At 65.4% G+C, this 18,807-nt stretch carries 19 protein-coding genes and 1 pseudogene; 13 read left to right on the top strand and 7 right to left on the bottom strand.

Going from position 1 to position 18,807, the window contains the following annotated elements:
• The first annotated feature begins 366 nt into the window (after nt 1-366).
• The 4 genes from J6U32_RS04745 to J6U32_RS04730 are packed head-to-tail and all read left to right on the top strand — an operon-like array spanning nt 367 to nt 4,215.
• Nucleotides 367-1,215 (top strand): 2-keto-4-pentenoate hydratase, encoded by an 849-nt coding sequence (locus tag J6U32_RS04745; protein ID WP_425324107.1) that lies wholly within the window; start codon nt 367-369, stop codon nt 1,213-1,215.
• The gene (locus J6U32_RS04740) at nt 1,212-2,159 is read left to right on the top strand and encodes an acetaldehyde dehydrogenase (acetylating) (RefSeq protein WP_208793768.1); all 948 of its coding nucleotides are present in this window, start codon (nt 1,212-1,214) and stop codon (nt 2,157-2,159) included. The genes J6U32_RS04745 and J6U32_RS04740 overlap by 4 nt, the downstream gene beginning before the upstream one ends.
• Entirely contained in the window at nt 2,156-3,166 is a 1,011-nt protein-coding gene (gene dmpG / locus J6U32_RS04735; RefSeq protein ID WP_208793767.1) for a 4-hydroxy-2-oxovalerate aldolase, read from the top strand. Before J6U32_RS04740 ends, dmpG begins: the two co-directional genes overlap by 4 nt.
• Nucleotides 3,166-4,215 (top strand): alcohol dehydrogenase catalytic domain-containing protein, encoded by a 1,050-nt coding sequence (locus J6U32_RS04730; RefSeq protein WP_208793766.1) that lies wholly within the window; start codon nt 3,166-3,168, stop codon nt 4,213-4,215. The genes dmpG and J6U32_RS04730 overlap by 1 nt, the downstream gene beginning before the upstream one ends.
• A gap of 99 nt (nt 4,216-4,314) precedes the next feature.
• On the opposite strand, the gene J6U32_RS04725 is transcribed toward J6U32_RS04730, so the two are convergent.
• Nucleotides 4,315-5,106: an NUDIX hydrolase gene (locus J6U32_RS04725; RefSeq protein ID WP_208793765.1), complete on the bottom strand. Its 792-nt coding sequence runs from the start codon at nt 5,104-5,106 to the stop codon at nt 4,315-4,317.
• Nucleotides 5,107-5,355: 249 nt separating this feature from the next.
• Here J6U32_RS04725 and J6U32_RS04720 point away from each other — a divergent pair, with 249 nt between their 5' ends.
• The 3 genes from J6U32_RS04720 (at nt 5,356) to J6U32_RS04710 (ending at nt 7,613) form a co-directional block, all read left to right on the top strand.
• Entirely contained in the window at nt 5,356-5,970 is a 615-nt protein-coding gene (locus tag J6U32_RS04720; protein ID WP_208793764.1) for an NAD(P)-dependent oxidoreductase, read from the top strand.
• Between the two features lie 60 nt (nt 5,971-6,030).
• Nucleotides 6,031-7,209, top strand: coding sequence for an acetyl-CoA C-acyltransferase (locus J6U32_RS04715; protein WP_208793763.1), 1,179 nt, complete (start codon nt 6,031-6,033; stop codon nt 7,207-7,209).
• A 146-nt stretch (nt 7,210-7,355) separates the two neighbouring features.
• On the top strand, nt 7,356-7,613 hold the full coding sequence (locus tag J6U32_RS04710) for a hypothetical protein (RefSeq protein ID WP_208793762.1): 258 nt from the start codon (nt 7,356-7,358) through the stop codon (nt 7,611-7,613).
• Between the two features lie 63 nt (nt 7,614-7,676).
• Here J6U32_RS04710 and J6U32_RS04705 read toward each other — a convergent pair whose 3' ends face one another.
• The 3 genes and pseudogenes from J6U32_RS04705 to J6U32_RS04695 all read right to left on the bottom strand — a co-directional run.
• Entirely contained in the window at nt 7,677-8,429 is a 753-nt protein-coding gene (locus J6U32_RS04705) for a transposase (RefSeq protein WP_208793761.1), read from the bottom strand.
• 19 nt (nt 8,430-8,448) lie between these two features.
• Nucleotides 8,449-9,719 (bottom strand): IS3 family transposase gene (locus tag J6U32_RS04700; protein ID WP_208795954.1). Its coding sequence is split into 2 segments (ribosomal slippage): nt 8,449-9,443 and nt 9,443-9,719, totalling 1,272 coding nucleotides; the frame shifts between segments, so codons are not numbered across the junction.
• Between the two features lie 57 nt (nt 9,720-9,776).
• Nucleotides 9,777-10,034, bottom strand: a pseudogene (locus tag J6U32_RS04695) (transposase); the annotation flags it as partial.
• A gap of 288 nt (nt 10,035-10,322) precedes the next feature.
• On the opposite strand from J6U32_RS04695, the gene J6U32_RS04690 reads away from it, so the two are divergent.
• Nucleotides 10,323-11,972: an FAD-dependent oxidoreductase gene (locus J6U32_RS04690; RefSeq protein ID WP_208793760.1), complete on the top strand. Its 1,650-nt coding sequence runs from the start codon at nt 10,323-10,325 to the stop codon at nt 11,970-11,972.
• A gap of 77 nt (nt 11,973-12,049) precedes the next feature.
• Here the strand turns inward: J6U32_RS04690 and J6U32_RS04685 are convergent, their stop codons facing one another.
• Both J6U32_RS04685 and J6U32_RS04680 read right to left on the bottom strand, forming a co-directional pair.
• Complete coding sequence (locus tag J6U32_RS04685; protein WP_208793759.1) at nt 12,050-12,313, bottom strand: hypothetical protein; 264 nt, start codon at nt 12,311-12,313, stop codon at nt 12,050-12,052.
• A 65-nt stretch (nt 12,314-12,378) separates the two neighbouring features.
• Complete coding sequence (locus J6U32_RS04680) at nt 12,379-12,765, bottom strand: LysR substrate-binding domain-containing protein (protein WP_208793758.1); 387 nt, start codon at nt 12,763-12,765, stop codon at nt 12,379-12,381.
• Here J6U32_RS04680 and J6U32_RS04675 point away from each other — a divergent pair.
• Nucleotides 12,764-14,287, top strand: a complete 1,524-nt coding sequence (locus tag J6U32_RS04675) for a CoA transferase (protein ID WP_208793757.1) — start codon at nt 12,764-12,766, stop codon at nt 14,285-14,287. The genes J6U32_RS04680 and J6U32_RS04675 overlap by 2 nt on opposite strands.
• Entirely contained in the window at nt 14,284-14,442 is a 159-nt protein-coding gene (locus J6U32_RS04670; RefSeq protein WP_208793756.1) for a hypothetical protein, read from the top strand. Before J6U32_RS04675 ends, J6U32_RS04670 begins: the two co-directional genes overlap by 4 nt.
• Before the next feature lie 42 nt (nt 14,443-14,484).
• On the opposite strand, the gene J6U32_RS27780 is transcribed toward J6U32_RS04670, so the two are convergent.
• Entirely contained in the window at nt 14,485-14,712 is a 228-nt protein-coding gene (locus J6U32_RS27780; protein WP_425324140.1) for a DUF664 domain-containing protein, read from the bottom strand.
• Between the two features lie 185 nt (nt 14,713-14,897).
• On the opposite strand from J6U32_RS27780, the gene J6U32_RS04660 reads away from it, so the two are divergent.
• The 3 genes from J6U32_RS04660 to J6U32_RS04650 are packed head-to-tail and all read left to right on the top strand — an operon-like array spanning nt 14,898 to nt 18,746.
• Entirely contained in the window at nt 14,898-15,068 is a 171-nt protein-coding gene (locus J6U32_RS04660) for a hypothetical protein (protein WP_208793754.1), read from the top strand.
• Nucleotides 15,069-15,075: 7 nt separating this feature from the next.
• Nucleotides 15,076-16,809 (top strand): ABC transporter ATP-binding protein, encoded by a 1,734-nt coding sequence (locus J6U32_RS04655; RefSeq protein WP_208793753.1) that lies wholly within the window; start codon nt 15,076-15,078, stop codon nt 16,807-16,809.
• Complete coding sequence (locus J6U32_RS04650) at nt 16,806-18,746, top strand: ABC transporter ATP-binding protein (RefSeq protein WP_208793752.1); 1,941 nt, start codon at nt 16,806-16,808, stop codon at nt 18,744-18,746. The genes J6U32_RS04655 and J6U32_RS04650 overlap by 4 nt, the downstream gene beginning before the upstream one ends.
• The last annotated feature ends 61 nt before the right edge of the window (nt 18,747-18,807 follow it).

The raw sequence follows: 18,807 nt of genomic DNA, 5'->3' as shown, positions 1-18,807 counted from the left end.
AACTTCCTGCTCACCCGCACGACCCGCTCGCGACAACGGCGGATCTCACAATCATAGTCAATGATAGTCATCAATTGGCTCGTTTCTGGCGGTTTCACCGATGAGCAGTCCGCCGACGTACCGAGGAGAATCGTGAGCGAGTCACAGCCCTGAACGGACGGCGCTTCGGGACCACCGCCGACGTCGCCGATGTCGTCGAATTCCTGGCTACCGACCTGTCCGGGTACGTCACCGGCGAGTGCATTCGAGTCACAAGGGAACCGAGCTGGTCATGGTCATGGGCAGCTGAGAGATCTGCACGGCAGAAGTCGGCCACGTTCCAGCACCCGGAACATGGACGGGCGAGCGAGGTGGCACGCGCCGACAATGACGGCACCACCACGACGAAACGAGAGCCTCATGACTGACACTTCGACATCAGCGACAACGGCCGTATCCGAGGCAGTCGTTCGCCTCGAGTCCGCCACCGCGACCTCGACCCCGTGCCCACCCGTGCGTGACCTCTTGGGTGCCACAGACATGGACCTGGCTTACCAGGTGCAACGCGAGCTCGCGGAACACCGCATCCGCGGCGGAGCGCGCGTCGTGGGCCGCAAGATCGGCCTGACGTCGGAGGCTGTGCAGAAGCAGCTCGGCGTCGACTCCCCCGATTTCGGGATTCTGTTCGACGACATGCGCCGCACCGGCGACGAGGCCATCGACACCGACACTCTGCTGCAGCCCAAGATCGAGGCAGAAATTGCCTTCGTACTCTCCGAGGACCTCGACGGCGAGGATTTCTCGCGCGAGCGGATTCGCGCTGCGATCGAGTACGCCACGGCAGCGCTCGAGATCGTCGACAGCCGTATCGACGGCTGGGACATCACGATCGTCGATACCATCGCCGACAACGGATCGAGCGCCCTCTTCCTGCTGGGCGACGAGCGCCTCGGCCTCGACGACTTCGATCCTGTCGCGGCCACGATGACGATGTCCATCAATGGCAACACTGTCTCTCAGGGCACGGGCGCTGCATGTCTCGGCGATCCGCTGGTCGCGGTGGCCTGGTTGGCGCATACGGCAGCGTCGCAGGGTCAGCCCCTGCTCGCGGGGCAGATCATTCTCTCTGGTGCTCTGGGTCCTATGGCCCCCGTCGCTGCCGGCGACCACGTCACGGCCGACATCGCGCCGTTCGGACGCATCACTGCCACATTCGAAAAAGGGAGCGCCGCATGACCCGCACAAAGGTCGCCGTGATCGGTTCCGGCAACATCGGAACCGATCTCATGTTCAAGGTCCTGCGACTGTCCCAGACGCTGGAGATGGCCGCCGTAGTGGGTATCGACCCGAAGTCCGATGGACTCGCACGTGCCGTGAAACACGGCGTGCCGATCACCTCGGACGGCGTCGACGGGCTCATCTCGATGCCCGACTTCGACGACATCGCGATCATTTTCGACGCGACCTCGGCAAAGGCTCACGAGGCCAACGCGATCCGGCTCGCTCCGTTCGGCAAACGTCTCATCGATCTGACGCCTGCCGCGATCGGTCCGTACGTGGTTCCCCCGGTGAACCTCGACGAACATATCGACAACGACAACGTCAACATGGTGACATGCGGTGGGCAGGCCACGATTCCAATCGTCGCCGCCATTTCGCAGGTGACACCCGTGCCGTATGCAGAGATCGTCGCGTCGATCGCGTCACGATCGGCCGGCCCCGGCACTCGGGCGAACATCGACGAGTTCACCGAGACCACCTCCGCGGCGATCGAGGCGGTTGGCGGAGCTCACCGCGGCAAGGCCATCATCGTGCTCAATCCCGCCGAGCCCCCGCTGATCATGCGCGATACCGTGCTGGCTCTGATCGGCGACGCCGACCACGACGAGATCCGCACCTCGATCGAGCAGATGGTGGCCTGCGTGGCGGCCTACGTGCCCGGTTACCGCCTCAAGCAGGAGGTACAGATCCTGCCGATCCCTGCCGACCAACCAGTCCATACTCTCGCCCCCGAGGGCTCTCCGCCCGTCACTCACCAGGTGAGCGTGTTCCTCGAGGTAGAGGGAGCAGCGCATTATCTCCCCGCATATGCCGGAAACCTCGACATCATGACGTCGGCCGCCCTCCGAGTGGCCGAGAGCATGGCAGCCCGACTCGAGCCACTGAAGGTGGACGCATGACCGAAATTTTCGTCCAGGACGTGACTCTGCGGGATGGCATGCATGCTATTCGGCACCGCATTCAACCCGCCGATATCCGTAGGATCGTCGCAGCACTCGACGCTGCGGGCGTCGACGCTATCGAGGTCTCCCACGGAGACGGGCTCGCGGGCGGCAGTCTCAATTACGGGCCCGGCAGCCACACCGACTGGGAGTGGCTCGAAGCTGCAGCCGAGACCATCTCGAATGCCCGCCTCACGACGCTCCTGCTGCCGGGCATCGGCACGATCCATGACCTGAAGCGGGCCTACGACCTCGGGGTACGGTCGGTCCGCATCGCCACCCACTGCACCGAGGCAGACGTCTCCGCTCAGCACATCGCAACGGCGCGCGAACTCGGCATGGACGTGTCCGGGTTCCTGATGATGAGCCATATGTCCCCGGCTGCGGACCTCGCCGCGCAGGCGGTGCTGATGGAGTCCTATGGCGCGCACTGCGTCTACGTCACCGACTCAGGCGGTCATCTGACCATGAAGGGCGTGACCGAGCGCGTCGACGCCTACCGCGGCGTCCTGAAAGCCGAGACGGAGATCGGTATCCACGCGCATCAGAATCTGTCTCTGTCCGTTGCGAACAGCATCGTGGCGGTCGAGGCCGGTGCCTACCGCGTCGACGCCTCGCTCGCGGGCCTGGGTGCCGGTGCCGGTAACTGCCCGATCGAGCCGTTCGTCGCGGTCGCGAATCTGGAGGGCTGGAATCACTGCTGTGATCTGTCGGCTCTGGAGGACGCGGCGGACGACCTGGTCAGGCCGCTCATGGATCGACCGGTTCAGGTCGATCGCGAGACGTTGTCGTTGGGCTATGCGGGCGTGTACTCGAGCTTCCTTCGTCACGCAGAGACCGCGTCGGAGCGATACGACGTGGACGTGCGCACCATCCTCACCGAGGTCGGTCGTCGACGGCTGGTCGGCGGCCAGGAGGACATGATCGTCGACATCGCACTCGACATGGTCTCTGCTCGGTCGTGATGACGTCCATGCGTGCCATCAAGCTGACCGAGGTCGGCGTCGTTCGGGAAGTCGAGGTGAATCGACCGCAGCTCGGTCACGGCGAGGTGCTGATCGAGGTCGCCGCGGCAGGCGTGTGCCAGACCGATGTGTCGGTGCGGTCGGCCGACCGGGCCATCGTCCCCGTCGGGACAACGCTCGGCCACGAGATCGCCGGTGTCGTGGTCGAGGTGTCGGACGACGTAGAGGGCAGGTCCGTCGGCGACCCCGTCGTGGTCTACCCGGTATGGGCGTGCGGCGTCTGCTCCATGTGCATCGAGGGACGGCAGAACGCCTGCCGTGGTACCGGCGGCCGGCTGCGGGTCCCCTCCGCACCCGGCATGAGCCACGACGGTGGCATGGCCGAGTTGGTGGCTGTGCCTGCGCGTTGGACGGTCTCGGCGCTCGGCGTCGATCCCGAACTCGCGGCGGTACTGCCCGACGCCGGGTTGGTTCCTTATCACACTATACGCACCCAGCTGGAACTTCTTCGGCCCGGTTCGACGGCCGTAGTGGTCGGGGTAGGCGGACTCGGTCAGTTCGCCGTGGCGATTCTGCGGGCGCTCACCCCAGCTCGCATCATCGCCGTGGATACCTCCCCCCGCAGTCTCGAGGCCGTGGCAGGCCGGGTCGACCTGGCCGTGAACGCAACCGACCCCGACGCGATCGCTCACATCCTCTGTGCGACGGGCGGGTACGGGGCCGAGCTGGTGCTCGACTTCGTGGGTGTCGACGCGACGCTCGCACTCGACGTCGGCGTTGTGGCCCCGTACGGCGCAATCCGTGTACCAGGGCTGGGCGGGGGCGTTTACGAGTTCAAGACCGCGAAGCAGTCTCGCGGACTCCCGTTCGGTGCCACTCTTGCGCGCAGCTACAGCGGCACCCTGCGTGATCTCGTCGAGCTCGTGGAGTTGGCCCGCGCCGGACGACTCGATGTGGATCTCGTGCGGTATTCGTTCGGTGACGCCATGCAGGCGTTCGACGATCTGGCTCGTGGTGATGTTCGTGGCCGGGCAGTCCTGATCAGATAGGTCGCCGACGCCTGCGCGCCGATGCCGCTGTGTCAACGGCCGGCGAGTCTACGATGTCCGTCGACTCGCCGGGATCGCGCTGCAGGTGCACCGATCCGGTCACCGAGTCGACCCCGGCCCGGGACGGACGAATACTTCGTCGTTGGCGTGGATCACGTAGTCGCCATTGCCGTCGATGGTGACGGCGGGGACGATCGCGGCCAGTGGACGGAGCGCGGCACCCTCGAGTACTTCGCGCGCCGAGGCCGCCCGCGCAATTGCTCTGAGCACCGACTCCGTCGGGGGTAGGACGATGCACTGACCCGCCTTCCCGTCATCGAGCACGCGCTGCGCAGACTCCCAGCCGGCCGAATCCCCCTCCGAGCTCACCGAGCCGGTGCTGATGCCTGCCGGCAGTACGGCGACGAAGAAGAACGTGTCGTAGCGTCGGCTCTCGCTGTCGGGCGTCACCCATCGCATCCAGGGTTCCAGCGGCGCGACGTTCATCGCTCCACCCAGCTCCACCACGAGATCGGCCATCGATCGCTCTCGCGACTCGACCTGTCGGCGTTCCTCCTCATGGTCCTGCAAGACCATCGGCTCGATCAGCAGTGCCCCGGTCTCCTCGAACAACTCTCGTAGGGCGGCCGCGACGACCAGTCGAGCCGTCTCGGTGTCGGTGCCCAGTCGGTCCGCGAAATTCTCGGCCGAGCCTCCGCTCCATGGGATGGACGGATCGGCGTCCCGGGGGTCCACCCCACCGCCCGGGAACACCATCGCTCCGGGCGCGAAGGCCATGGACATCGCGCGTCGCATCATCCACACCTCGACACCGCTCTCGCCGTCGCGAACCGCCACGACGGTCGACGCAAGTCGCGCCTGTGCCACACCGACAGTGCTGCCTTCACTCACGGGGTCTCCTGTCCTGGTCGGGCCGAGCGGACGCGTGGATCCACTGTGCCTCGCACAGAGTCGAGTCCGAAGCCCGTGATCCGGCTGTCAGAACAGATCGGGTGTCACCCACCTCCCCGCGCCGGTCACCGGAACCGTCGGCTTCGTCCCCGTCCCCCGTTCCGCGCGCTGGAACAGACGGGGTTGTGTAGTCACCGACGCATCTAGTCTCACACTCGATAAAGCCGCACAACACATCCGGAGGGTCGAGTGAAAGTTGCACTGATCGGAGCATCCGGTGCCGTCGGAATTCCTCTCACCCGAGAGCTGGCGTCACGCGGACATCAGGTGACGGCCATTTCTACGCACCCGGACAGGGTCCCCGCCATCGACGGCGTCACGTCCATCGCAGGCAACGCCGACGACCGCGAGACGTTGCCCCAGCAGATCGCTGGACACGACGTGGTCATCTCGTCCATCCAGTTCCTCAAGATCGATCACTCCGCGTTGATCGACTCCGTCAGAAAGTCGAGGGTCCCGCGTTACTTCGTCAACGGCGGCTGCGGCATCCTGCGGGTGCCTGGCACGACGACCCGGCTGATGGACACACCCGACTTCCCGGCACCGGCAGCCCGGCCCGCCGAAGCGGCCTCTCACTTCTTCGAGCTGATCCAGCAGGAGACGGAGCTGAACTGGACGTACCTGTGCCCTCCTCCTGGAATCGGGCCCGGTGAGCGAACTGGAGTCTTTCGCGTAGGTCGCGAAGAGGTACTGACCCGCCCGGACGGTCCGCCCGCGATATCGCTCGACGATTACGCGATCGCGATCGTCGACGAGCTTGAGGACCCATCGCTGATACGCCAGCGCTTCACGGTGGGCTACTGACGCCTGACGCAGGTTCGGTAGACCACAACACTTGCACTACCCATTCCGGGGAGAGACATCATGACGGAAACGGTATTGGTCGCGGGAGCTCGCACGCCCATCGGAAAGTTGGCGGGAGCCTTGAGTTCGCTCACCGCTCCCGAACTCGGAGCCCACGCAATCAGGGGAGCCCTGGCCAGAGCCGGTGTCGATGCCTTCGCTGTCGACACGGTGATCATGGGCAACGTCGTACAGGCCGGAGTCGGCCCCAATCCGGCGCGACAGGCCGCTGCGGCAGCGGGGATTTCGCTCGGGACAACAGCTGTCACCATCAACAACTTGTGCCTGTCCGGCCTGCAGGCAATCGCCGACGGTGACCGTCTGATCCGAGCAGATGATGCGGACATCGTCGTCGCCGGCGGCATGGAGTCGATGACCGGAGCCCCCCACCTGGCTCGCGGGGCCAGGACCGGGTTCCGTTACGGTGCAGCATCTCTCGAAGACTCATTGGATCGTGACGCCTTGATCTGCGCCTTCGATCATGTGGCGATGGGTGAGGCGACGGACGGCTATGTCGACGGGACCGATCTGGACCGCACGGCTCAGGATGCCTTCGCCGCCCGATCACACCGGTTGGCAGCCGCTGCAACCGAAGACAGGACTTTCGCAGACGAGATCGTCCCCGTCGAGATCACCTCCAGGCGAGGGTCGACCACCGTGACCGACGACGAGGGGATCCGCGCGAACACCACCGTGGACAATCTCGGCAAACTCCGTCCGGCATTTCTCGCCGACGGCACCATCACCGCTGGGTCGGCGTCGCAGCTGTCGGACGGCGGCGCTGCCGTCGTTCTGATGAGCAAGGCCAAGGCAATCGAGCTGGGAATCGAGTGGCTCGCCGAGCTGGGCGCTTCGGCGTTCGTTGCCGGTCGCGACACCTCGCTGCTCTATCAGCCGGCCAACGCCATAGCCGCCGCGCTCGCGAAAGACGGCACGCTCGACGCGACCGATCTCGACTTGATCGAGATGAACGAAGCGTTCGCAGCGGTAGCTCTGGCTTCGATCGGGAGGCTCGGCGTGGACCCCGATCGTGTCAACATCCACGGCGGGGCCATCGCTCTGGGTCATCCCGTCGGGATGTCGGGTGCGCGGCTTGCGTTGTCGTTGGCGCACTCACTGAAACGTCGCGGCGGCGGAATCGGGGCCGCAGCGCTCTGCGGCGGCGGTGGCCAGGGCAACGCGCTGATTCTCCGTAGCTGAACCCGATGAAGGTCGCCCCACAGCGGTTCAGGCTGGTCGTGGTCCATTCCGGCGAACGTCATCTGCCGCGACGTGCTGATCGACGAGACCGGTGAACCTACGGCCGGCACGTACTTCACGGCATGGCTCGAGCGCGACCGCAGGGGATGATCGGGACCAACCGTGTCTGCGCCGAGCAGACGGTTGCTCGGCTGTGGGAGGACGCCGGCAACGGCGCGCTGTCGGGCGAGGTCAACTCGCGCGATGCTTTGCGAGTGCTGTTGGCGAACAACGGTTCCGACCCGATCGAATGGGACGGTTGGCGCGCGATCGATGCGGTCGAGCGCGAGCGCGGATCGCATGAGTCTCGACCGAGAGTGAAGTTCGTGGCAATAGAAGACATGATCGCGTGCACAAAATCTTGATCGCCGTCTCCGAAACGACGTCGAAAGGCCAATACCGGCTCTTCGAAGTTAGGCGGGCACTGCTCAGCAGTGGAATTGCTGGTTGTTGGCCCGCTGGGCGCGGGTGCAGTGGAATCGTATCCGGCGGCGTGAGTTCTCGGTGTTGCGGAATCCGCAGGCGACGCGTTCGACCTGTTTCACGAGCCGGTTGTAGCCCTCGGTGCGGGCGTTGGTCAGCCCGGTCTGCACGAACGCCAAGACTGCCGGCCACCAGGCCTCGATGGTGGTCGCCAGCCGGGTAAGTTCGGGGATCTTGGCATCAGCGCACCACATGTAGAACCGGTAGAGTCGGCGACGGATCTCGCTGTTGTCCACACCCTGATGTGCAGCGGAAAGCAGTTGCCGCAGTTCATCTTTCGCAATGTGGGCCAACAAGATCTGGCCACTGGGATCGTGGTCGATCAGTGCGTTCCACATCGTCGCGAATGACCTGTCCGACAGCCGTTCCCGTGCACTGAGCAGACGCCGCCGGTTGGCCCACTCCGGATCCTGTCTGCGGCCACGTCGGCCGTGGGTGTCGACGGTGACCCGCCGACGCACCGCGGTGACCATGTCGTTGGCCAGCTTGACCAGATGAAAATGATCAACTACCAGCTGCGCGTTCGGCGGCAAGGTGTCGGTGACCGCGGCGGCGTAGGCGGCCGACGGATCGATCACCACGTAGCTGACCTGGTCGCGGAACTGCGCCGACTGTGAGTTCAGCCAGTCGGTCAGGCCTTGCTGGTACGTCCCTCGGTCTGCCCCAGCAGGCCCTGAGCGCCGCTGAGGTTGATCCACCCCGGCTTTTCCGGAGAGCTCAGGTTGTGAGTGCCCCCTCCGGATTGAGGGTGCGCATGTGATCGTAATGGAGTCGCTCAGCGTGGTCGGGGGTGAGGTCGTCGCAGTAACTGTGTGGGCGTTCACGGTTGTAGAACGCCACCCATTCGGCCGTGCCCAGTGACAGTTCGGTCGCACCGTGAAATCGCGGCTGGTTGTCGACGAGTTCGTTCTTGTAGTCAGAGTTCACCGACTCCGCGAGCGCGTTGTCGTAGCTATCCCCAACGCTGCCAATAGAAGCAGCGATGCCTTCCTCGGCCAACCGCTGCCCGAACACAATCGCTGTGTACTGCGATCCCGCGTCTGAATGGTGTATGAGTCTCGTTAAATCAACTACACCGCAACGCTTTCGGTTGTCTATCGCGTTGTTGATGGCATCGGTAACCAGGTTCACTGTCATTTCCGAGGCCACTTTCCAGCCGACAATCTTGCGGGCGAACACATCGATAACGAACGCCGTGTACGCCCACCCCGACTCGGTGCGGCAGTAGGTAAAATCGGCTACCCACAACCGATGTGGTGCCGCAGCATAGAACTGTCTGTCGACCAGATCCGCCGGCCGCGACACTGCCGCATCAGGGATGGTCGTACGCACTCGCTTCTTCTTACTCGCGCCATGCCATCCCATCTCCCGCATCACTCGTTCAACAGTACATCGAGCAACATCAATACCACTGCTGCGCAATACTATCCATGTCTTGCGTGAACCCAGAACCCGCATCAGCGGTCGCTTCCGGCGCAAAGCGAAGATCGCATCGATGACCTGCGCATCGGCGAACATGCGGGCGCTCGGACCGCGGTTGATGTGATCATAGTAAGTGGACGGGGCGATGCAAATACCATGCTCGCAGAGCACGGCGCACATCGAATCGACGCCCCAGACAAGGCCATCCGCACCCACCTGATGTCCCTGGTGAGTGCGGATGAACTCCACAATTAGCGGTGCGGCCGGTCGATCTCGGCCGCGAAGAAAGCCGGCGCCGCCTTCAGGATCCCGTTCGCTCGTTTGAGCTCGGCCACCTCGCGCTTGAGTCGTCGAATCTCCTCGCTATCGGCCTTGGCTGGCGCGCTGGCGGCGCCCGACGGCGCCTTGCGCACCCACTGGCGAACCGTCTCCGCCGAGCCGACTCCGAGCAAATCCGCAGTCTTGCCCATCGCCGCCCACTCGGTGGACCCCTGAGCCACCAACTGCTCGACCATGTCCACCGCGTCGCGCTTCAACTCATCCGAGTATCGCTTCGATCCTGCCACTGCCATAGGTTTCATTCTCCCTTGAGACGAACCCTCCGGAAACACCGGGACGGATCAGAACGAGCCCGATCGCAGCGTGGGGATCTTCACCGACACATCCCCGGCCGGGGTCGATACCGTCTTGACTCGGTGCCCGTTACGGTGCACCGTGCGCTCTGCAGACCGCTCGTAACGGCCGGCGCCAATCTTTTCGGTGGCCTCGGCCTCGATCAACGCCTGTAGTCCGGCACGGACCAGCTCAGCGAACATCGATCCGGAATCAGCGGAGGTCAGTGCATCGAGCTGGGCGAGCAACGCAGAATGGTCGGGGGTCATCGCGTGTGTGTCCTCACGGTGAGTCACTGTGGTCGGTAACTCGCTGACCACGACGCGATGGCCCACCCACAGCCCCAACGACACGCCGCACCAGACCGAACCGGACTCAGCTGACGTCACCCCCGAAACCCCACCACCCCAGGGGACTCACCCTGATGCACATCTTCCGCAGGCGCGATCACCCTGATGCTGCGCATCGGCGACTCCGCTCACCTGACCATCCTGACACTTCTTGCGAATTCGGCAAGCAAGCTTGCTGAATGGGCTTGACTTCGTATGGTCGGTCATATGAGCGAGAATCCCGCGCAACGCCAGCACTCCGCCCCTCCCCAGAGCTCGGAGCACGGCGGTCACGTCGACTACCCCACGATCGAGCGGCACTGCGATGTCGCGGTGATCGGCGGCTCAGCCGCAGGCCTCGGCGGGGCTTTGCAGCTTGCGCGTCAGCGTCGCAGCGTCGTCGTGGTCGATGACGGCACTCCCCGCAATGCTCCGGCTGCGCATATGCACGGCTATCTGGGGCATGAGGGCGCAGCCCCCGAGGAGCTGATTGCCCTCGGGCGTGCGGAGGTGCGCAGCTACGGCGGGGAGGTGCTCACCGGCCGAGTCACTGGTGTGCGCCGTGGCGATGACGGCAAGTTCAGGCTCGACCTCACCGGCGGCCACACGCTGGTGGCCCGCCGGGTTCTCGTCGCAACTGGCCTGACCGACCAGCTCCCGGCGATCGACGGCCTCGCCGAGCAGTGGGGGCGCGGCGTGGTCCACTGTCCGTTCTGCCATGGCTTCGAGGTCCGCGACCAGCGCCTGGTGCAGATCGTCACCCAACCGTTGAGCCTGCACCCGACCCCGCTGTTCCGGCACCTGACCAACCAGCTGACTGTCGTGCTACACGATCCGAACGGAATCGACGAGGGGGTCATCGACGCCCTCGACGCCTCCGGCGTCGTCATCGAACGCGACAGGGTGGCCCGAGTTCTCACCGGGCCGAAAGGTGAAGTATCCGGCGTCGAACTCAGCAACGGTCGCGTCCTCGAAGCCGACGCCGTTGTGGTCGGCTCGCGGTTCCACGCCCGTGCCGAGGTGCTGGGCGGGATCGGACTCACCACCACTGCGCACCCCACCGGCGCCGGCGACGTCCTCGCGGTCGACCCGCGCGGTGAAACCACCGTGTCCGGGGTCTACGCGGCCGGCAATGTCACCGACCCGAGCCTGCAAGTGCTGCCCTCGGCGGCACAAGGCAGCCAGGTCGGAGCCATGATCGCCTTCAGTCTCGCCGAGGAGGACCTGCGCAACGCCGCTCGGCTCTCCGGTGAGCAAGCCGATTGGGATCACCGCTACGGCAGCGCAGATCGAGCCTGGAGCGCCAACCCCAACGGCACGCTCGTCCACGAGGTCACCGGCCTGACATCCGGCCGAGCCCTCGACGTCGGAGCAGGCGAGGGCGCTGACGCTCTTTGGCTGGCCGAACACGGGTGGAAGGTAACCGCCACCGATATCTCGGGCAACGCCCTCGCCCGAGTGCGCGCCGAGGCCGAGCGCCGCGGGCTCGCCATCGACCTCCTACGCAGCGACGTCAACGACCCGGCGCCCTTCGGCGCCGAGACCTTCGATCTGGTGTCGCTGCAGTACGGCTCGTTCAAGCGCACGCCCGACCAGTGCGGTCTGCGTAACCTGCTCGATGCCGTTGCCCTCGGCGGCACGCTCCTGGTCGTGCACCACGACCTCACCCCGATGCTCGAGCCGATAGACGTGGCGACCCAGACCCGGATCTACGACGCCGAGGCGTTCGTCGGCATCGATGAGATAGCCGCCGCGCTCACCGCCGACCCAGAAACCTGGCACATCAAAGTCCACGAGACTCGGCCACGGCCCCCAGGTGCGGCCAGTACCCACCATGTCGTCGACGTCGTGCTTCGCGCCACCCGACGGACGATCTGATCACACCACACGCCTGCTAGGGCATCATTCCGGTCCCTGATCGGCGGTGACGAACAACATGCAAGCGTTTAAGGTCGTTAGTGCCATGGCCCACGTTCGCTGCCGCGCGGCTTGACCTTCACGTCGGGGCCCGGGCACGCGCGTCCGAACACCTTCGCGGCGCCGAGTTCGGTGAGCAGGTCGCGGGCGTGGTCCTTGCCGCTGGAAGCCACCACTTCATAGCCGAGTTTGGCCAGCAGGTCAGCCGCCACGATGCCCGCGCCACCCGACGCGCGCGTCACGAGGATCTTGCCGCCTTCGGGGCGAAGTCCACGGTCCAGCGCGTTCGGCGTACCCACCATGGCGAGACACGCCGGTCTCCTGGCCGCGCAACAGAACCGCACGGCGTGGGTGCACTGACGTCGTGTCAGGTGGTGGGGTCGGCGTGCGCCGCCGCGGCCGCCCGCAGTGTGCTCGACACGGCGCGAATCCGGGGAAGTCGCTGTAGTTCACGCGGTACGACCAGCCAGTAGGACCGTTTGAGCGAGACCTGCTGTGCCAGCACACGGGTGAGACGTCTATCCGCGCTGCCGAGGTACTCGGGCAGCACGGCGATACCGAGCCCGGCGGCGCAGGCCTCGCATTGACCGGCCAGGTTGTTCGTCTGGATGCGGGTGCGATGGTCGGGAACCAGCTCGTCGAGCAGACGAAGGGCGGGTACGTCGAGCAGGGATTCGACATAGCCGATCAGCGTGTGTTCGTACAGGTCGTGCGCCTCGGTGATGGCTGCGCGGGATTCGATCGCCGCGCGCATGAAGGAGGTGTTCCTGACCAGAACCGCCGCCGAATGGGACAGTGTCTTCGGTGAGGGCAAGTTCCCGGGCGCGTCACAACAGTGGCTCGAGGAGTGGATCGCCGATCCTCATGTGCAGCAAGCCCATCTGGCGATCCCCGTCGCCGACCCGGAGTACGGGACCATGATGCAACCGGGCCCGATGGTCTGGCTGGGCGACAGCGCCGATCTCAGCGCGACGCCTCGCCCGCGCCGATGGGGCACCGTCGATGAGGCTCTCAACGAGTTCGAGCGCGTGATCCGTCCCGAACGGGCGTCTGCGGCTGCGGGCGCCGACCTCTGGCTCGACGGGGTGCGGGTACTCGATCTGTGCAATGTCATCGCGGGCCCGCACTCCGCCGGGTTCCTCGCCCGCTTCGGCGCCGATGTCATCAAGATCGATCCGGCACAGCCGCTCTACGACCCGTGGAACACCGTGGTGTTCGGCATGACCCACGGGCGGGGAAAGCAATCCGTGCTTGTCGACCTCCGCAGTGAGCAGGGGCGAGAGGTGCTCGAGAAGTTGGTCGCCTGCGTCGACGTTGTCGTGTGGAATGCCACAGACCCGCAGGTGGCCTCATTGGGCCTCGACCGAGATACGTTGCACCGCTTGAATCCTCGTGCCGTCTTCTGTCAGCTGGACTGCTTCAGCGGTACTCGCCGAGGACGGCGTACCGAGTATCTCGGCTACGACGACCTCATCCAGGCCGCGACCGGCATCATGCTCCGATTCGGGGGATCGATGTCGACGCCCGAGGAGCACGCACACGTCGGCACCATCGACGTGATGTGCGGATTCGCCGCAGCGCTGGGGATCGGGGCGGCGCTGTTCCACCGCGAGGTGACCGGTCACGCGGAACGGGCCCGGACCTCGCTGGCGGCCCTGACCGGTCTGGCGCAGATGCCGTTCTTTCACACCTTCCCCGGCAGAGGGTCGTTTGACGAGCCCAGTGGTCCAACGGCGAGGGGCTATGGGTCGCTCGAACGGCTGTACACCGCCGGAGACGGCCAGGTGATCATGATCGCGGCGACAGAGCAGGACCTTCCTCGACTGGCCACCCTCACCGGGCTCGACAGCCTCGCCGAGGTATCCGAGGCGGAGCGGGAGACGTATTTGGAAGCCGCCTTCCTCCGTGCCGATTCGGCGTGGTGGGAGAAGGCGCTGCGCGGCATCGATGTCGCGGTCGCGCGGTGTGTCGACATGGGCAGCCTGCGAGCGGCGTACACCCGCGAGGCGGACGGTACCGTCGGCACCAGCACGGGGAGCAGCTACGCGTTCTCCCGATTCGCCGACCATCCGAGCGGCCACGCAGTCACACAACTCGACCCGATCGGCGTACGCCCCTCGCGAGCCGGCGTGCTCGCTCCCACGCCGACGGAGAAGTACGGCACGTCGACGAATGACGTGCTACGGTCGGTCGGTTTCGCCCACGACGCGATCAAGAAGCTCGTGGCCGGCGGCGCCGTCTCGGTCAGCTGGAGCGAGGAGTACTTGCCGTCATGACCTCGAGAGACGTTCTCGGCAAAGGCCTGTCGGCGATCTACGTGGTCATCACACTCACCGTGCTCGTGTCCATGGCAGTGCTGCTGTCACTCGGTCACTTGGCGCTGTTCACCGTGTCGCGATGCGGTCGAGTGTTCGGCTCCTCCGTCGCCTGAGGGTCGGCCGCGCCGGCACTCACCGTCAACGTCGACGAGGCATCAGGACGCCCGGACGCTGCCGGCGGTTCGCGTGTCCCTGCTGCCCCACACCACCACGGGCGCGAGCTCTGACATACGCGATGCTGACGAATCTTGGGCATACCCGTCGCAGGCGGCGGCGTCGAGTCCGCCCCGGAACTGCTGAAACCAGATTCGTTCGGCGGCGGCGGCATGGTTGATCAACGAGATCGGTGTCGTTGACGACGGCACCAGATGCAAGCAGCACATCGCCGGCCGCCCGCCGGGAATCGCTCTCATCCAGCTGACTCGTGCACTATGTACTGACGGCGGTGAGAGAATCGACCCACGGCCACTGAATGGCCATGGCGTAGAACGAAGGACGCGGACATTTCATCTCCGCCCACGCGGCGTCGCGACGACCGATCAGGATGTTTCCGCGATACGGAGCATCCATGGGTCTGGCACACACCCGTGAGCGCATCGTGGACAACGATCATGACCTCGATGCGTGCCACGTCGAGACCGCCGACAGCGGCAAATCGGACCGCAGTCGTGAACTGATCGGACGCCACGGCAAACCGTTCGCCGAGAGAACGTCGGCGTTGCTACCGTCAATCAGGTGATCGCCCCATGCTGACCCGTCTGATCCGGACCTACCTGTCCCGCTACCCAGCGCACATCACCGCGGTGATCCTGCTGCAACTCGTGGCGACGGTGGCCATGCTGTATCTGCCCACACTCAACGCCGACATCATCGACAAGGGCGTCGCCAAGGGCGACACCGGCTACATCCTGCGGATCGGCGCGTGGATGCTGGCGGTGACCGTCGTCCAGATCGTGTGCACGCTGATCGCCCAGTACTTCGGTGCGCGGGCCGCGCTCGGCGCCGGCCGCGACATCCGCCACGATCTGCTGCACCGCGTCAACTCGTTCTCCGCGCGCGAGGTCGGCACCTTCGGCGCACCGTCGCTGATCACACGCACCACCAACGACGTGCAGCAGGTGCAACTCCTGCTCGTGATGAGCACCGCCATCCTGGTGATGGCACCGATCATGTGTATCGGCGGCATCGTCATGGGCGTCCATGTGGCGCCGGGATTGTCGTGGGTACTGCTGATCGCCGTGCCGATCCTCGGCATCACGATGGGCTTCATCATCGCCCGGATGATCCCTGGCTTCCGCGCCATGCAGGAGCGCCTCGACGCCATCAACCGCATCATGCGTGAGCAGATCACCGGTATCCGCGTGGTGCGGGCGTTCGTGCGCGAACGCCATGAGATGCAACGGTTCTCCGTCGCCAATGACCAGTTGAGCGACGCGTCGTTGCGGGTGGGCCGCATGATGGCCCTGATGTTCCCATCGGTCACCGTGATCACCAATGTGACGATTGTCGCGATCATTTGGTTCGGTGGTCACGCGGTCTCCGACGGCAGCGCCCAGATCGGGGTACTGACGGCGATGATGAGCTACGTCATGCAGATCATGATGTCGGTGATGATGGCGTCGTTCCTGGCGATGATGGCGCCGCGCGCCGCGGTGTGCGCCGAACGCATCTGCGAGGTCCTCGACACCGAGACGTCGGTCGTACCGTCGAAAACCCCGGTCGGGTTCACCGGCGATCCCGCCTCGGTCGAGTTCGACGCCGCGCAGTTCCGGTATCCGGGAGCCGACGAGAACGTGTTGTCCGACATCACCTTCGAGGTGCGCCCGGGTACCACCACCGCCGTCGTCGGGTCCACCGGCTCGGGCAAGACCACGCTGCTCGGCCTGGTCCCACGACTCATCGACGTCACCGAGGGCGCGGTGCGCGTCGGCGGCACCGACGTCCGCGAGCTCGATCCCGATCAGCTGCGGTCGGTGATCGGGCTGGTTCCACAACGGCCCTACCTGTTCTCCGGGACGGTGGCCACCAATGTCCGTCACGGCAAACCCGACGCCACCGACGAGGAGGTGTGGGCGGCACTGGAGATCGCGCAGGCAACCGATTTCGTCTCCGCAATGCCCCAGCAACTCGACACCCCGATCGCGCAGGGCGGTACCACTGTCTCGGGCGGACAGCGCCAGCGTCTGGCGATCGCGCGGGCATTGGTCCGGCGGCCGTCGGTCTATCTGTTCGACGACTCGTTCTCCGCACTCGACCTGACCACCGACGCGAAACTGCGTGCTGCCCTTGGGTCCGCGACCGCCGATGCCGCGGTGATCATCGTGGCCCAACGCATCTCGACCATCGTCGACGCCGACCAGATCGTCGTCCTCGACCGCGGCCACGTCGTCGGTCTCGGTACCCACGACGAATTGCTCACCTCCTGCGAGACCTACGCCGAGATCGCGCGTTCGCAGCTGTCGATCGGAGAACCCGCATGACCCGCCCCGCAGGCGGCCCGGGTCCCGGCCGCGGCCCAATGGCCGCAGGCCCCGTCCTGGAGAAGCCCAAGTCGTTCGGGGCATCGATGAAACGTCTTGTGCGCCTACTGATGGCCTATCGGTGGCGCATGGCTACGGTGCTGACCGCCATCGTCGGGTCGGTCATCCTCCTCGCGGCGGCACCACGCATTCTGGGCCACGCCACCGATCTCATCTTCGACGGTGCGATCGGCAAGGCGTTGCCGTCGGGGATCACCAAGGAGCAGGCCGTCGAGGGGTTGCGTGCGCGCGGGCAGGGCACCTTCGCCGACATGGTGTCGGCGATGAACCTGACCCCGGGCGTCGGGATCGACTTCACCACCGTCGCCTGGACGCTGCTGATCGTGCTGATCTGTTACGTGGCGTCATCCCTGTTGTCGTGGTTGGCGTTCCGGATTCTCAATGTCATCGTGGTCAACACGGTGCGTGAGTTGCGTGCCGAAATCGAACAGAAGGTGCATCGGCTTCCACTGCGCTACTACGACACCACCCCACGCGGTGACCTGCTGAGCCGGGTGACCAACGACCTCGACAACCTGTCACAGGGCTTGCAGCAGACCATTTCCCAGTTCGTGAACTCGGTGCTGACGGTCATCGCACTGTTGGTGGTGATGATCTGGATCTCGCCGCTGCTGGCGCTGATCGCGGTGGTGACGGTTCCGCTGGCGGTGGCCGCGACCACGATCATCGCCCGAAGGTCCAAGCCGCACTTCATCTCCCAGTGGTCCTCGACCGGAAAGCTCAACTCCCAGATCGAGGAAGCGTTCACCGGGCACGAACTGGTCAAGGTGTTCGGTCGGCAGCGCGAGGTCGAGCAGACCTTCGACGAACGCAACGAGAAGCTCTACCAGTCGAGTTGGCGTGCACAGTTCATCTCAGGCATGGTCATGCCGACCATCATGTTCCTGGGCAACCTCAACTACGTGGCCGTCGCCGTGGTCGGCGGCCTGCGGGTGGCGTCGGGATCGCTGAGTCTCGGTGAGGTGCAGGCGTTCATCCAGTACTCGCGACAGTTCACCCAGCCCCTCACCCAGATCGGCTCGATGATCAACCTGATGCAGAGCAGCGTCGCCTCCGCCGAGCGCATCTTCGAGATCCTCGACGCCGAGGAACAGACCCCCGATCCGGCGCAGCCGCTGAGTCCGTCGGAGGACAAGGGCCGCATCGAGTTCGACGACGTCGCGTTCCGCTATCTGCCGGACAAGCCCCTGATCGAGGACCTGTCGCTGGTGGCGCGTCCCGGGCACATGGTCGCGATCGTCGGACCCACCGGCGCCGGCAAGACGACGCTGGTGAATCTGATCATGCGGTTCTACGACGTCGACTCCGGGCAGATCCGCCTCGACGGTGTGGAGACTCGCGCGATGACGCGCGACGACCTGCGTGAGCGAACCGGGATGGTGCTCCAGGATTCGTGGCTGTTCGGCGGGACGATCTACGACAACATCGCCTACGGCGACCCGACCGCCAGCCGCGAGGAGGTCATGGCCGCGGCGATGACCAGCCACGTCGACCACTTCGTCCGTATCCTGCCCGACGGCTACGACACCGTCCTCGACGACGAGGGGGGTGGCGTGAGTGCCGGTGAGCGACAGCTCATCACGATCGCCCGTGCCTTCCTCGCGCGACCGACGATCCTGATCCTCGACGAGGCAACCAGCTCGGTGGACACCCGCACCGAGTTGCTGATCCAGCAAGCCATGGCCAACCTGCGGGCCGATCGCACGAGTTTCGTGATCGCCCATCGTCTTTCGACGATCCGCGACGCCGACACGATCATCGTCATGGAGGACGGGCACATCGTCGAACAGGGTGATCACGAGGAGTTGCTGGCGGCCCAGGGCGCCTACTGTCGCCTCTACCGCAGCCAGTTCGCGGGCGCGCTGGACACCGACTGATCGAGCCCCGGCCAGAAGACTGCTAGCGCCTCTACAGCCGACTACCAAGAAGCCCCGGTAC

The organism is Gordonia polyisoprenivorans, assembly GCF_017654315.1.
Classification (GTDB): domain Bacteria; phylum Actinomycetota; class Actinomycetes; order Mycobacteriales; family Mycobacteriaceae; genus Gordonia; species Gordonia polyisoprenivorans_A.
This window is presented reverse-complemented; position numbering and strand designations above follow the sequence as displayed.

Coding starts and splice junctions, on each gene's coding strand:
- J6U32_RS27780 (WP_425324140.1), bottom strand. CDS start 14,712: ATGTGCTGCTTGCATCTGGTGCCGTCGTCAACGACACCGATCTCGTTG.
- J6U32_RS04680 (WP_208793758.1), bottom strand. CDS start 12,765: ATGCGCGCGGCGATCGAATCCCGCGCAGCCATCACCGAGGCGCACGAC.
- J6U32_RS04675 (WP_208793757.1), top strand. CDS start 12,764: ATGAAGGAGGTGTTCCTGACCAGAACCGCCGCCGAATGGGACAGTGTC.
- J6U32_RS04740 (WP_208793768.1), top strand. CDS start 1,212: ATGACCCGCACAAAGGTCGCCGTGATCGGTTCCGGCAACATCGGAACC.
- J6U32_RS04710 (WP_208793762.1), top strand. CDS start 7,356: ATGATCGGGACCAACCGTGTCTGCGCCGAGCAGACGGTTGCTCGGCTG.
- J6U32_RS04655 (WP_208793753.1), top strand. CDS start 15,076: ATGCTGACCCGTCTGATCCGGACCTACCTGTCCCGCTACCCAGCGCAC.
- J6U32_RS04650 (WP_208793752.1), top strand. CDS start 16,806: ATGACCCGCCCCGCAGGCGGCCCGGGTCCCGGCCGCGGCCCAATGGCC.
- J6U32_RS04715 (WP_208793763.1), top strand. CDS start 6,031: ATGACGGAAACGGTATTGGTCGCGGGAGCTCGCACGCCCATCGGAAAG.
- dmpG (WP_208793767.1), top strand. CDS start 2,156: ATGACCGAAATTTTCGTCCAGGACGTGACTCTGCGGGATGGCATGCAT.
- J6U32_RS04730 (WP_208793766.1), top strand. CDS start 3,166: ATGACGTCCATGCGTGCCATCAAGCTGACCGAGGTCGGCGTCGTTCGG.
- J6U32_RS04745 (WP_425324107.1), top strand. CDS start 367: ATGACGGCACCACCACGACGAAACGAGAGCCTCATGACTGACACTTCG.
- J6U32_RS04660 (WP_208793754.1), top strand. CDS start 14,898: ATGGGTCTGGCACACACCCGTGAGCGCATCGTGGACAACGATCATGAC.
- J6U32_RS04685 (WP_208793759.1), bottom strand. CDS start 12,313: ATGGTGGGTACGCCGAACGCGCTGGACCGTGGACTTCGCCCCGAAGGC.
- J6U32_RS04670 (WP_208793756.1), top strand. CDS start 14,284: ATGACCTCGAGAGACGTTCTCGGCAAAGGCCTGTCGGCGATCTACGTG.
- J6U32_RS04690 (WP_208793760.1), top strand. CDS start 10,323: ATGAGCGAGAATCCCGCGCAACGCCAGCACTCCGCCCCTCCCCAGAGC.